The sequence below is a fragment of the Ensifer sp. SL37 genome, from assembly GCF_026672675.1.
GTDB lineage: Bacteria > Pseudomonadota > Alphaproteobacteria > Rhizobiales > Rhizobiaceae > Ensifer > Ensifer adhaerens.
On the sequence record NZ_JAPPRN010000006.1, the window covers coordinates 1590793 to 1603622 of the forward strand.

The 12830-nt window shown below is 63.2% G+C and carries 12 protein-coding genes; 6 read left to right on the forward strand and 6 right to left on the reverse strand.

All coding sequences use genetic code 11. The features are described 5' to 3' along the window. Window positions 1-191 precede the first annotated feature (191 nt). Both OVA00_RS19775 and pyc read left to right on the forward strand, forming a co-directional pair. Window positions 192-932 carry a helix-turn-helix transcriptional regulator gene (locus OVA00_RS19775; protein ID WP_034802969.1) on the forward strand — a complete coding sequence of 247 codons (741 nt, stop codon included), beginning with the start codon at window positions 192-194 and terminating at the stop codon, window positions 930-932. 119 nt (window positions 933-1051) lie between these two features. Then, the gene (gene pyc, locus OVA00_RS19780; RefSeq protein WP_268089510.1) at window positions 1052-4510 is read left to right on the forward strand and encodes a pyruvate carboxylase; all 3459 of its coding nucleotides are present in this window, start codon (window positions 1052-1054) and stop codon (window positions 4508-4510) included. Between the two features lie 121 nt (window positions 4511-4631). On the opposite strand, the gene OVA00_RS19785 is transcribed toward pyc, so the two are convergent. The 4 genes from OVA00_RS19785 to OVA00_RS19800 all read right to left on the reverse strand — a co-directional run bounded on the left by OVA00_RS19785 (window position 4632) and on the right by OVA00_RS19800 (window position 7105). Continuing rightward, window positions 4632-5393, reverse strand: coding sequence for an amino acid ABC transporter ATP-binding protein (locus OVA00_RS19785; RefSeq protein ID WP_060586573.1), 762 nt, complete (start codon window positions 5391-5393; stop codon window positions 4632-4634). Beyond that, the gene (locus OVA00_RS19790; RefSeq protein ID WP_089044284.1) at window positions 5390-6070 is read right to left on the reverse strand and encodes an amino acid ABC transporter permease; all 681 of its coding nucleotides are present in this window, start codon (window positions 6068-6070) and stop codon (window positions 5390-5392) included. Before OVA00_RS19790 ends, OVA00_RS19785 begins: the two co-directional genes overlap by 4 nt. A 106-nt stretch (window positions 6071-6176) precedes the next feature. After that, complete coding sequence (locus OVA00_RS19795) at window positions 6177-6950, reverse strand: amino acid ABC transporter substrate-binding protein (protein WP_268089511.1); 774 nt, start codon at window positions 6948-6950, stop codon at window positions 6177-6179. Next, entirely contained in the window at window positions 6947-7105 is a 159-nt protein-coding gene (locus OVA00_RS19800; RefSeq protein ID WP_268089512.1) for a hypothetical protein, read from the reverse strand. The genes OVA00_RS19795 and OVA00_RS19800 overlap by 4 nt, the downstream gene beginning before the upstream one ends. Before the next feature lie 118 nt (window positions 7106-7223). On the opposite strand from OVA00_RS19800, the gene OVA00_RS19805 reads away from it, so the two are divergent. The 4 genes from OVA00_RS19805 to ispG all read left to right on the forward strand — a co-directional run bounded on the left by OVA00_RS19805 (window position 7224) and on the right by ispG (window position 11020). Beyond that, entirely contained in the window at window positions 7224-8006 is a 783-nt protein-coding gene (locus OVA00_RS19805) for a DeoR/GlpR family DNA-binding transcription regulator (protein ID WP_090295219.1), read from the forward strand. Beyond that, a complete protein-coding gene (locus OVA00_RS19810; RefSeq protein ID WP_060611270.1) occupies window positions 8003-8389 on the forward strand; it encodes a glyoxalase/bleomycin resistance/extradiol dioxygenase family protein in 387 nt (128 codons plus the stop codon). Before OVA00_RS19805 ends, OVA00_RS19810 begins: the two co-directional genes overlap by 4 nt. Window positions 8390-8418: 29 nt before the next feature. Continuing rightward, window positions 8419-9603, forward strand: a complete 1185-nt coding sequence (locus OVA00_RS19815) for an MFS transporter (RefSeq protein WP_034802948.1) — start codon at window positions 8419-8421, stop codon at window positions 9601-9603. 163 nt (window positions 9604-9766) lie between these two features. Beyond that, complete coding sequence (ispG, locus tag OVA00_RS19820) at window positions 9767-11020, forward strand: flavodoxin-dependent (E)-4-hydroxy-3-methylbut-2-enyl-diphosphate synthase (RefSeq protein WP_034803175.1); 1254 nt, start codon at window positions 9767-9769, stop codon at window positions 11018-11020. Window positions 11021-11048: 28 nt separating this feature from the next. Here the strand turns inward: ispG and OVA00_RS19825 are convergent, their stop codons facing one another. Together OVA00_RS19825 and hisC are read right to left on the reverse strand one after the other, a co-directional pair. Next, complete coding sequence (locus OVA00_RS19825) at window positions 11049-11690, reverse strand: LysE family translocator (protein WP_268089513.1); 642 nt, start codon at window positions 11688-11690, stop codon at window positions 11049-11051. A gap of 82 nt (window positions 11691-11772) precedes the next feature. After that, window positions 11773-12828, reverse strand: a complete 1056-nt coding sequence (gene hisC / locus OVA00_RS19830; protein ID WP_268089514.1) for a histidinol-phosphate transaminase — start codon at window positions 12826-12828, stop codon at window positions 11773-11775. Window positions 12829-12830: the final 2 nt, after the last annotated feature.

Here is a 12830-nt window from a genome sequence, read left to right on the forward strand (position 1 = left end):
TCGTCTGTGAGCTTGGCGAGAATATTCATAGTCTGCTATCTGTCGTGCCAACTCCGATTTCTTGCATATTTCGCATAAGACCGGGCGTGGTATGACGGATTATCGCGGGTGCAACATGAATGGTCGCTGAACGGTGCCTTTATGTCCGGATTCGGAAATGCGACCATATGCATCGACCTGGAAGGTGATCCATGAACATTACGCTGCTCGTACAGTTTCTCGCGCTTCTGGAGGAGATGAAGACACGCGAGGAAATCATCCCGGAATTCGAGCGCCTGCTCGATCGCTGCGGCTTCGACTTCTACGGCGTCGTGCGCCAGCCCAAGCCGCATGACAACCCGCTGAGGCTGCTGCTTGCCGGTCGCTGGCCCGAGGGCTGGCCGCAGATCTATATCCGCAAAAAGTTCGTGGTGATCGACCCGACCATCCGCTATCTCGGCCATGCCCAGCGCGGTTTCCGCTGGCGCGATACGCTGTTTGCTTTCCGCTCCGATCCGCATCGCAAGCGCATGGAAAGCATGATGATCGAGGCCCGTAACCACGGTCTCTACGACGGCTACATCTTCCCGGTGCACGGCCGGCGCGGTCTGCTCGGCAACCTGACGGTCGGCGGCCGCGTCGTCGACTTGAGCCCTGTCGAGATCAGCCTGTTCGACTCGATCGCCAAGCGGCTGTTCTGGAAGCTCTTGGACCTGACCGACCCCGAGGTTTCGGCCGAGCTCGGTTCGCGCGTCGAAGTGCAAATGACGCGGCGCGAAATGGAAGCCCTCAATTATCTCGCCGACGGACTGACCTCCAACGACATCGGCAAGGTGCTGGATATTTCGAGCCACACGGTCGATTGGTACATGAACGGAATCCAGGAAAAGCTGAAGGCCAAGAACCGCCACCACGTCGTGGCGATCGCCTTCCGTCTCGGCCTAATTTCCTAAAGTCGAAAGGCATTCGGTTTCCTGTCGCATCTGAAATTGCGCTCTGCCCGGTGACCCGCTAATACTTTATTTCGCGGGTGCAGCATTTCCCGCAATATCAAGTCATTGAGGAGACCGACTTGCCTATCTCGAAGATCCTTGTTGCCAACCGTTCTGAAATTGCCATCCGCGTTTTTCGCGCTGCAAACGAACTCGGTCTGAAAACGGTCGCGATATGGGCGGAAGAGGACAAACTCGCGCTGCACCGCTTTAAGGCGGATGAAAGCTACCAGATCGGCCGCGGCCCGCATCTTGCGCGCGACCTCGGCCCGATCGAAAGCTACCTGTCGATCGAGGAAGTGATCCGCGTCGCCAAACTCTCGGGTGCCGACGCCATTCATCCGGGCTACGGCCTGCTGTCGGAAAGCCCGGAATTCGTCGATGCCTGTGACGCCGCCGGCATCATTTTCATCGGTCCGCGCCCGGCGACGATGCGCCAGCTCGGCAATAAGGTCGCAGCCCGCAACCTCGCCATTTCCGTCGGCGTTCCGGTCGTGCCGGCCACCGATCCGCTGCCGGACGACGAAAAGGAAATCCATCGCCTGGCCACCGAGATCGGCTACCCGGTCATGCTCAAGGCCTCCTGGGGCGGCGGCGGACGCGGCATGCGCGCCATTCGCGATCCGAAGGATCTGATCCGCGAGGTGACGGAAGCCAAGCGCGAGGCCAAGGCCGCCTTCGGCAAGGACGAGGTCTATCTCGAAAAGCTGGTCGAGCGCGCCCGCCACGTCGAAAGCCAGATCCTCGGCGACACCCACGGCAATGTCGTGCACCTGTTCGAGCGCGACTGCTCCATCCAGCGCCGTAACCAGAAGGTCGTCGAGCGCGCGCCGGCGCCCTACCTCTCCGATGCGCAGCGGCAGGAACTGGCCAACTACTCGCTGAAGATCGCCAAGGCGACCAACTACATCGGCGCCGGCACCGTCGAGTATCTGATGGATGTGAATACCGGCAAGTTCTACTTCATCGAAGTGAACCCGCGCATCCAGGTCGAGCACACCGTCACCGAAGTGGTGACCGGCATCGACATCGTCAAGGCGCAGATCCACATTCTCGACGGCGAGGCGATCGGTACGCCGCAATCGGGTGTGCCTGACCAGGCTGACATCCGCCTCAACGGCCACGCGCTGCAGTGCCGCATCACCACGGAAGATCCGGAACAGAACTTCATTCCCGACTACGGCCGCATCACCGGCTATCGTTCGGCGGCCGGTTTCGGCATCCGTCTCGACGGCGGCACGGCCTATACCGGCGCCTACATCACCCGCTACTACGATCCGCTGCTGGTGAAGGTCACGGCCTCGGGCAGCACGCCTCAGGAAGCGATCAGCCGCATGGACCGGGCGCTGCGCGAATTCCGTATCCGCGGTGTGGCGACCAACCTCACCTTCCTCGAGGCGATCATCGGCCACGAGCAGTTCCGCAACAACACCTACACCACCCGCTTCATCGATACGACGCCGGAACTCTTCCAGCAGGTCCGGCGCCAGGACCGTGCGACGAAGCTCTTGACCTATCTCGCCGACGTCACCGTCAACGGTCATCCGGAGGCCAAGGGCCGTCCGAAGCCGCCGGCGGATGCGGCCAAGCCCGTCGTGCCGTTCATCCAGGGCGAAATCCCCGCCGGTACCAAGCAGAAGCTCGACGCGCTCGGCCCGAAGAAATTCGCCGAGTGGGTGCGCGGTGAAAAGCAGGTTTTCCTGACCGATACGACGATGCGCGACGGCCATCAGTCGCTGCTTGCGACCCGCATGCGTACGCATGACATCGCCCGCGTCGCCGGCACCTATGCTCGTGCCCTGCCGCAGTTGTTCTCGCTCGAATGCTGGGGTGGTGCGACCTTCGACGTTTCCATGCGCTTCCTCACCGAGGACCCGTGGGATCGTCTCGCCCGCATTCGCGAGGACGCGCCGAACCTGCTGCTGCAGATGCTTTTGCGCGGCGCCAACGGCGTCGGCTACAAGAACTACCCCGACAACGTCGTGAAGTACTTCGTGCGCCAGGCGGCGAAGGGCGGCATTGACGTCTTCCGCGTCTTCGACTGCCTCAACTGGGTCGACAACATGCGCGTGTCGATGGAGGCCGTTGCTGAAGAGAACCGCATCTGCGAGGCGGCAATCTGCTACACCGGCGACATCCTGAACTCGGCCCGCCCGAAGTACGATCTCAAGTACTACACGGCATTGGCGGCCGAGCTCGAAAAGGCCGGCGCGCACATGATCGCCGTCAAGGACATGGCGGGCCTGTTGAAGCCGGCCGCCGCGCGCGTGCTCTTCAAGGCGCTGCGCGAGGCGACGGACCTGCCGATCCACTTCCACACCCACGACACCTCGGGCATTGCGGCTGCGACCGTGCTTGCCGCCGTCGACAGCGGCGTCGATGTGATCGATGCGGCGATGGACGCACTCTCCGGCAACACCTCGCAGCCCTGCCTCGGCTCGATCGTCGAGGCTCTGCGCGGCTCGGAGCGTGATCCGGGCCTCGATCCCGAATGGATCCGCCGCATCTCCTTCTATTGGGAAGCAGTGCGTTACCAGTACGCCGCCTTCGAAAGCGACCTCAAGGGACCGGCGTCGGAAGTCTACCTGCACGAAATGCCGGGCGGTCAGTTTACCAACCTCAAGGAACAGGCCCGTTCGCTCGGGCTGGAAACCAAGTGGCACCGCGTTGCCCAGGCCTATGCCGATGCCAACCAGATGTTCGGCGACATCGTCAAGGTGACGCCGTCCTCCAAGGTGGTCGGCGACATGGCGCTGATGATGGTCTCGCAAGACCTGACGGTTGCCGACGTCGAGAACCCGGCCAAGGATATCGCCTTCCCGGATTCGGTCGTCTCGATGCTGAAGGGCGATCTCGGTCAGCCTCCGGGCGGCTGGCCGGAAGCGCTGCAGAAGAAGGCGCTGAAGGGCGAGAAGGCTTACACCGCCGTTCCCGGCTCGCTGCTGCCGCCGGCCGATCTCGACGCGGAGCGCAAGGCGATCGAGGACAAGCTCGAGCGCAAGGTCGACGACTTCGAGTTCGCCTCCTACCTGATGTACCCGAAGGTCTTCACCGATTACGCGGTCGCGGCCGACACCTATGGTCCGGTCAGCGTGCTGCCGACGCCGGCCTATTTCTATGGGCTTGGACCGGGCGAGGAGCTGCAGCCGGAGATCGAGCGCGGCAAGTCGCTGGTTATCCTGCACCAGGCCAAGAGCGAGCCGGACGAGAAGGGCATGGTCAAGGTGTTCTTCGAACTCAACGGCCAGCCGCGCCTGATCAAGGTTCCGGACCGCAACCGCAGTGCGACGAGCGCCGTGCGCCGCAAGGCCGAGGGCGGCAACGCCGCCCAGCTCGGCGCGCCGATGCCGGGCGTCATCTCGACCGTCGCGGTTCATCCGGGCCAGGCGGTTAAGGCCGGTGACGTGCTACTCTCGATCGAGGCGATGAAGATGGAAACGGCGCTGCATGCCGAGAAGGACGGCACGGTCGCCGAAGTTCTGGTGCGCGCCGGCGACCAGATCGACGCCAAGGACCTGCTGATCGTCTTCGACGCGTAAGCGTTTGCCACACGGACAGACAAAAACGGCCGGATGCGAATCCGGCCGTTTTTGTTTTGCGATGGATGAGACGACGGCTGCTTAGCGCCTAGGCCAATGGAACCGGTCCCAATGCTTCCCTTCAGATCTCGTAGTCGTGCGGAGCGCTGAGCGAGGCAATGAACTTCTTCGTTCGCTCGCGCTCGGGCGCCGAGAAGATCGTCTTTGGCGCGCCGCTTTCGACGATGAGGCCGCCGTCGAGGAAGATCACCTTGTCGGCAACGCGCGAGGCGAGCCGGAGGTCGTGGGTGGCCATGACCATGGTGGTGCCTTCGCGGGCAAGCCGGCTCAGGACTTCGACCACTTCTTCCGCCAGTTCAGGGTCGAGCGCCGAGGTCGGCTCGTCGCAGAGAAGCACGCGCGGCGAAGGGGCAAGGGCACGGGCGATCGCCACGCGCTGCTGCTGGCCGCCGGAAAGTGTTGCCGGCCAGGCGTCGGCCTTGTGCGCCATGCCGACCTTTTCGAGCAGTTCCATTGCCCGGGTCTTTGCCCTGTCCGCCGGCCATTTCAGCACGGTGACGAGGCCTTCCATGACATTGCCGAGTGCGGTCTGGTGCGGGAAGAGCTGGAAGTTCTGGAACACCATGCCGGTCTGCCGGCGCAGACGCTGGATCGCCGTCCAGCCGATCTTGCGGCCAGGGGCGAATTCAAGCTTCTCGTCGCCAAGCTTGATCGATCCGGAGGTCGGGATCTCCAGAAGGTTGATGCAGCGCAGCAGCGTGCTCTTGCCGCCGCCGGACGGGCCGACCAGCGCGGTCACAGTGCCCTCGGCGAGCGTCACGGAAATATCCTTCAGCACGAGATTGTCGCCGAAGCGCTTTTCGATGTGGGAGAGCTCGATCATGTGCGTGCCTCCAGGAAGCCGCCATAGCGGGCGAAGCGTCGCTCCAGCCTGACCTGCAGGGCGGAAAGAACGGAGCTCATGGCAAGATAGATCAGCGCCGCCTCGATGTAGAGGATCAGTGGCTCGTAGGTGGTGGCGACGATGCGCTGCGCTGTCTGGAACATCTCGGGCACAGTAATGGCGGCGGCAAGCGACGTATCCTTCACCAGCGAGATGAATGTGTTCGACAATGGCGGCACGGCGACGCGGGCTGCCTGCGGCAGGATCGTGCGGCGCATCGCCTGGCTCCAGCTCATGCCGATCGAATAGGCTGCCTCCCATTGTCCGCGCGGGACCGACGAAATCACCGCGCGAATGATCTCGGAGGTGTAGGCGCCGACATTCAGCGAGAAGCCGATGAGCGCTGCGGTGAAGGCGTCGAGCAGGATGCCGGCGCTCGGCAGGCCGTAAAAGATCACGAAGAGTTGGACCAGCAACGGCGTGCCGCGGATCACCCAGACGTAAAAGCGCGCGATCCAGGCGACCGGTGCCGGCCCGAAGAGCCGGGCGACGGCGGTGACGAGCCCCAGGATCAGGCCGAAGATGAAGGAAAGCAGCGTCAGGGGGATGGTAAAGGTCAGGCCGGCCCAGAGCAGGGACGGCAAGGATTCCAGCATCAGTGGGAGCCAGGTGGTCAAGGGCGAGCCTTTCAAAAAGCGCGATCCGCCCCGGGGTCCGGAACGGATCGCTTTTCATAGCCGAGAATGGCCGGCTGAGAAACTGGCCGAGGGCCCAGTGATCGGGTTACTTCGAGACGTCGGCGCCGAAGTACTTCTGCGAGATCTTGTCGTAGGTGCCGTCGGCCTTGATGTCGACGAGCGCCTTGTTGATCGCCTCGAGAAGCTCCGGCTCGCCCTTGCGGATGATGATGCCGGAGAAGTCGGCATCGGCCTGCTCAGCGGCGATCTTGACCGGGGCGTCGGGCTTCTTCTTCTTGAAGTCGAGGAAGGAGAGGCTGTCGTTGATCGTCGCGTCGGCACGGCCGGTCAAGACGAGCTGGATCGACTGGTCGAAGCCGTCGGTGCCGACGAGTTCGGCGCCGGACGCGGAGGCGAGCTTGCCGAAGTTGCTGGTCAGCGACTGGGCCGACTTCTTGCCCTTGAGATCGGCAAAGCCCTTGATCTCTTCGTTGTCGGACTTGACGATCAGCACAGCCTTGGAGGCGATATAGGGTTCGGAGAAGTCGTACTTCTTCTTGCGCTCCTCGGTGATGCCGACCTGGTTGATGACCGTGTCGTAGCGGTTGGCGTCGAGGCCGGCGATCAGGCCGTCCCACTTGCCTTCGAGGAATTCAGCCTTGACGCCGAGCTTCTCGGCGACGGCCTGGCCGATCTCCACGTCGAAGCCGACAAGCGCGCCGGAGGCGTCGTGATAGGTGAACGGGGCATAGGTGCCCTCGGTGCCGATCTTCAAGACACCGGCAGATTTGATCGCATCGAGGTTCTCGCCGGCTTCAGCGGAGCCAAGTGCGGCAACCTGCATCAGAGCGGCGGCAAACAGCGTGGGGAGGAGTTTCATCGTGATTTTCCATCTTCTTTCTTGCCCGGCCCGTCGTCCGGATTGAGCGGACAATCGCATAAAAAATCGGCGATCTGAGCGTATAAAACACCAATTCCTGAGCGTTTTGATGAAGAATTTTCCTCGAATTGACCCCGATTGCGCGCAAAAGCCACGGTTTGTCGAAATTCGCGCGCCGCTCCGATTTGGGCGCTACGCCGGCTTGAAAACGGTTTCAAAAGTTGCTATGCGCATTTATGGCGATTCATGCACGTTTATGCACGGTTGGTGAAAATGTCAGGGGAACTCCTTCTTCGTGAGCGAAAGACGCTGATCCAGGAGCGGTTGAAGGCCAATGGCCGGGTGCTGGCTGCTGATCTTGCGGCCGAGCTCAGCGTTTCCGAAGACACGATCCGCCGCGATCTCCGGGAAATGGCGGCGGCAGGACTGTGCGAGCGCGTCTATGGTGGCGCACTTCCGGTCGCGCCGGCGGCCCACAGCACATTGCGAGAACGGGTGGCGATGGCGCCGGAACGCAAGGCGGCGCTGGCGCGCACGGCGGTCGGCCTGATCAAGCCTGATATGACCGTGTTCCTCGATGCCGGCTCGACCAATCTTGCGATCGCGCAACTGATCGAGCCGGAGCTGCCGGTCACCGTCGTCACCAACACACCGCTGATTGCCGTCGCGCTCATGGAGAAGCCGGGCGTCGATCTGATCCTGCTCGGCGGCCCGCTCAACCGTGCCGTCGGTGCGGCGATCAGCGCGCGGGCTCAGCGCGATGCGGAGCTGCTCCGACCCGATCTCTGCTTTCTCGGCACGTGCGGCGCCGACGCCGTTGCGGGCCTGACGGCGATCTATTTCGAGGATGCGGAATTCAAGCGGCTCATTGCGTTGCGCAGCCGGCGCCTGGTTGTCGCCGTCACCAGCGACAAGCTCGGTACGGCCGCCGCGCACGGGGTCGTCGATATCAATGACAAGGTGACGCTGCTGCTCGAGGCGGATGCGTCGGCCGAGCATCGGTCGGCCTTCGAGGCGACAAGGGCAGAGGTCCTGATGGCGGGAGAGACGGAATGACGACGATCACGCATGTGGCGCTCTGGACGCGGGACCTCGAGGCGATTGCCAGCTTCTGGTCGTCCTTCTTCGGCGCTGAAGTCGGCGAGATCTATGAAAGCCGACGGCGGCCGGGCTTTCGCTCGCGGTTCCTGACGCTTGGCGACGGGCCGGCATTCGAGATCATGGAAGGCCCCTGGGTTGGGCAGGCCGATCCGGCTGAAGAACGTACCGGCCTTGCCCATGTGGCGCTGTCGCTCGGCAGCGAGCAGGCGGTCGAGGCGATGGCCGCGCGCGCCGAGGCTAAGGGCATTCTGGTCGCAAAACCGCGATGGACCGGCGATGGCTTCTATGAGGCTGTTGTTCGCGACCCCGATGGAAATCTGATCGAAATCACAATTTGAGCCGGGCGACCCGGCACAGAGGCAAGACCATGGACCAACGTTCTCCTTCCGCGACCGTCCGCCAGGGCTACATGACCCGCAACCGGCTGGCGGTTTCGCTGCTCTTCCTATTGAACGGCTTCGTCATCGGCAGTTGGGCGCCGAAGATCCCGGAATTCAAGGACCGGCTCGGCATCAGCGAAAGCGTGCTCGGCCTGTTGATCCTGATGTTCGGTATTGGCTCGCTGGTGCTCATGCCGATTGCCGGCGGCTACATCGCCCGTGTGGGGTCGCAGAAGGTGGTCAAGGTCACCGCCATCATACTGTCGCCGTTGCTTCTGCTTCTGACGCTTGTCCCCGATGTCTGGACGGCGGCTGTCGCCATGTTCCTGCTTGGCGGTTTTGCCGGCGCAATGGACGTCGCGATGAACGCCAATGCCGTCGAGGTCGAGAAATCCATGCGTCGGGCGATCATGTCGTCCTGCCATGCCTATTGGAGCCTCGGCGGCCTGATCGGTGCCGGTATCGGCGGCTTCCTCATGGCCCGCTTCGGTGTGCTGCCGCATGTCCTCGTCGTCACTGCGATCTGCCTGGTACTGATCGTCGCCGCTTGGCCGATGATCCTGGCTGACAAGCCGCATCCAGGCGCAGCCAAGGAAAAGCTGCGCCTGCCGATGACGCCGCTCCCCTGGCTGATCGGCATCATGGCGCTGTTCTCGATGGTGCCTGAGGGCACAGTGCTCGACTGGGGTGCGCTTTATCTGCGCAACGAGCTTGGCGCCTCCGTTGAGCTTTCCGGCTTCGGCTTTGCCGCCTTCTCCGCCACCATGGCGACCATGCGTTTTGCCGGCGATTTCGTGCGGGATCGCTTCGGCGCCAAACGGACGCTCCGCATCTGCACCGTCACGGCACTCGTCGGCATGATCGTCGCGGGCACGGCGCCCAATGCCTATATCGCCATCCTCGGTTTTGCGATCGCCGGCATCGGCATCTCCAACATGGTGCCGATCGCGTTCTCGGCCGCCGGCAACATGCCGGGCCTGCAGCCGGGCATCGGGCTCTCGGTCGCGACCTTCATGGGCTATTCCGGCATGCTGTTCGCACCGTCGCTGATCGGCTTCGTTGCCGAGCATACGGGCTTTGCCATCATCTTCGCCTCGGTGCCGCTGCTCTTCATCGTCGTGCTTCTCTTGTCGCACCATGCGATCCATGCGGATCACGCTAAGGGGCACTGAGACGGAACGGCGCCATCAAATCGCCGTCAGGGCATGATGTCGCCGTTGACAATCAGGCTTTCCTCATCCACCTGATGGGCAAATGGCCAGGGCGAGTTGAGAAAAGTCCATGCGGGTTCTGCCCGCATCCTCGCCCGGCTCAGTGACCCACGAAGAGGCCTTCATGTCTTCCGCCTTCGATTTCGATCCGCAGCCCCGCCGCGCCTCTGTCGCCGTCGATGTCGGCGGCGTCATCGTCGGGGGCGGCGCACCGGTCGTGGTCCAGTCGATGACCAACACCGATACGGCCGATATCGATGGGACCGTGGCCCAGGTGGCCGCGCTGCACAAGGCCGGTTCCGAACTGGTGCGCATCACCGTCGACCGCGACGAGAGTGCGGCGGCGGTGCCGAAGATCCGCGAGCGGCTCGAGCGCCTTGGTCTCGACGTGCCGCTCGTCGGCGACTTCCACTATATCGGCCACAAGCTGCTTGCCGATCATCCGGCCTGCGCCGAGGCGCTGGCGAAGTATCGCATCAATCCGGGCAATGTCGGGTTCAAGGACAAGAAGGACAAGCAGTTCGCGGAGATCGTCGAGATGGCGATCCGCTACGACAAGCCGGTGCGCATCGGCGTCAACTGGGGTTCGCTCGACCAGGAACTGCTGACGCGGCTGATGGACGAGAACAAGGCGAACGGTTTTCCGCTGACGGCGCAAGAGGTGACGCGCGAGACGATCGTGCAGTCGGCGCTGCTCTCGGCGGAACTCGCCGAAGAGATCGGTCTGCCGCGCAACCGCATCATCCTTTCGGCCAAGGTTTCCGGCGTTCAGGACCTGATCGCCGTCTATGCCATGTTGTCGGCCCGCTCGGACCACGCACTGCATCTCGGCCTCACCGAGGCCGGCATGGGCACGAAGGGCATCGTCGCCTCGTCCGCTTCGCTCGGCATCCTCATGCAGCAGGGCATCGGCGATACGATCCGCATTTCGCTGACGCCTGAGCCCGGCGGCGACCGCACCCGCGAGGTGCAGGTGGCGCAGGAATTGCTGCAGGTCATGGGTTTCCGTCAGTTCATCCCTGTTGTTGCCGCCTGTCCCGGCTGCGGACGCACCACGTCCACGGTGTTCCAGGAACTCGCCCAGAAGATCCAGGACGACATCCGCCGCAACATGCCGGTCTGGCGCGAGAAGTATCCCGGCGTCGAGGGCCTGAAGGTCGCGGTCATGGGCTGCATCGTCAACGGCCCGGGCGAAAGCAAACATGCCGATATCGGCATCTCTTTGCCCGGCACCGGCGAAATGCCGGCCGCCCCCGTATTCATCGACGGGGAGAAGGCAATGACGCTGCGCGGCCCCAACATTGCCGGCGACTTCGAGACGCTGGTTTCCGATTATATCGAGAAGCGCTACGGCCGCGGTCAGGCGGCCGCTGAGTAAGCAGCCGCGCTTTGTCTACGCTGTGGCCTCAGAGCCGTGATGTCAGCAGCTTGAAGCCGGCAAAGGCGAAGAAACCGGCCATCAGGCTTTCGATCAGCCGCCTGGACTTCAGATAGGCGCGGTGTACCGGCGTGAGCGAGAAGACGATCGCAAAGCCGCAGAAGGTCATCAGACCCAAGACCATGCAGCCGCCGATAAAAGTGGCGGTAACGCCGACCGGCGCGCCCGCGGGCATGCCGAGTGACACCAGCATGATCCAGGAGAAGATCGCCTTGGGGTTCGTCAGGTGGATGCCGAGCCCCTTGAGATAGAGCCGCTTCAGCGAGGTCTGCACCTTTGCCGTCGGCACGATCGCGCTCTTGTCGCTGCGCATGGCATCGCGTAGCGCGTTATAGGCGAGCCAGAAGAGATAGCAGGCGCCGGCGATCTTCAAGACGATGATCGCGTGGCCATAGGCGCGGATCAGCGCCGAGAGACCGGAGGCCGTCAGCATTGCCCAGGTGTAACTTCCCGTCAGAACGCCAAGGGCAAGCGCCAGGCCCGCCTTTCGTCCCTGGCTGACGGAGGTGGTGATGATCGCCAGGATCGCCGGCCCCGGCGATGCGGTCGCGATCAGATAGGCGGTCCAGGCAATGAGAAGCTGCGGCAGATAGGGCGTCAGGTCGAACATGTAAGACAAGCTCCGGCTCGGTCGCCGGAGGCTAGATCAGTCCATCGCTTGTTTGAAACGGCGAAAATGTCACCGAGACAACTTAGAGGATCTCGTCTAGCGCCTCGATCAGGCGCGCGCATTCGGCATCGGTGCCGATGGTGATGCGCAGGAAATCGGAGATGCGCGGCTTGGCGAAATGGCGCACCAGCACGGCGCGCTCGCGGAGCGCCTTCATCAGCGTTTCTCCGCTATGGCCGGGATGCCGTGCGAAAACGAAGTTTGCCGACGAACGCAGCACCTCGAAGCCGCGCGCTGTCAGTTCGGCCGTGAGCCGGTCGCGCGACGCGATGATCTTGGCGCGAGTCTCCTCGAACCAGGCTTCATCCTCGATCGCGGCGATGGCGCCGGCCTGGGCCGGGCGGCCGAGCGGATAGGAGTTGAAGCTGTCCTTCACCCGCTCCAGCGCCTCGATCAGCGGGCGCTGGCCAATGGCGAAGCCGACGCGCAAGCCCGCAAGCGCGCGCGACTTGGAGAAGGTCTGGACGACCAAGAGGTTCTCGTATTTCGAGACCAGTTCTGCGGCCGACTGGCCGCCGAAATCGACATAGGCCTCGTCGATGACGACGGGCTGGTCCGGATGGCTTGCGACCAGCCGCTCGATGTCGGCGAGCGGCAAAGCGATGCCGGTCGGGGCATTCGGGTTCGGCAGGATGATCGCGCCGCAGGGCCGGTCGTAGTCGGCGAGATCGATCTCGAAGCGATCGCTGAGCGGGATCTCGACCGTGTCGATCTCGAAGAGCCGCGCATAGGTCGAATAGAAGCTGTAGGAGATATCCGGATAGAGCAGCGGCGCGTCGTGCTTCAGCAAGCCGGCGAAGATGTGCGCCAGCACCTCGTCCGAGCCGTTGCCGACGAAGACTTCTTCGGCGGTCACGCCATAGCGTACGGCGATGGCCTGGCGCAGCTTCAGCGCCAGCGGGTCCGGATAAAGGCGAAGATCGCTGCTCGCTGCCGCGGCGATCGCGTCGAGCACCTTCTCAGACGGGCCGTAGGGGCATTCGTTGGTGTTGAGCTTCACCAGGTTGGCGATGCGCGGCTGTTCGCCAGGCACGTAGGGCTTCAGCTTGGAGACGATCGGCGACCAGTATTTGCTCATGG

Bases quoted from the DNA above. Each gene is read 5' to 3' on its own strand.
- ispG (WP_034803175.1), top strand. From the start codon at position 9,767: ATGTCTTCCGCCTTCGATTTCGATCCGCAGCCCCGCCGCGCCTCTGTC.
- OVA00_RS19805 (WP_090295219.1), top strand. From the start codon at position 7,224: ATGTCAGGGGAACTCCTTCTTCGTGAGCGAAAGACGCTGATCCAGGAG.
- OVA00_RS19785 (WP_060586573.1), bottom strand. From the start codon at position 5,393: ATGATCGAGCTCTCCCACATCGAAAAGCGCTTCGGCGACAATCTCGTG.
- OVA00_RS19810 (WP_060611270.1), top strand. From the start codon at position 8,003: ATGACGACGATCACGCATGTGGCGCTCTGGACGCGGGACCTCGAGGCG.
- hisC (WP_268089514.1), bottom strand. From the start codon at position 12,828: ATGAGCAAATACTGGTCGCCGATCGTCTCCAAGCTGAAGCCCTACGTG.
- OVA00_RS19815 (WP_034802948.1), top strand. From the start codon at position 8,419: ATGGACCAACGTTCTCCTTCCGCGACCGTCCGCCAGGGCTACATGACC.
- OVA00_RS19795 (WP_268089511.1), bottom strand. From the start codon at position 6,950: ATGAAACTCCTCCCCACGCTGTTTGCCGCCGCTCTGATGCAGGTTGCC.
- OVA00_RS19825 (WP_268089513.1), bottom strand. From the start codon at position 11,690: ATGTTCGACCTGACGCCCTATCTGCCGCAGCTTCTCATTGCCTGGACC.
- OVA00_RS19775 (WP_034802969.1), top strand. From the start codon at position 192: ATGAACATTACGCTGCTCGTACAGTTTCTCGCGCTTCTGGAGGAGATG.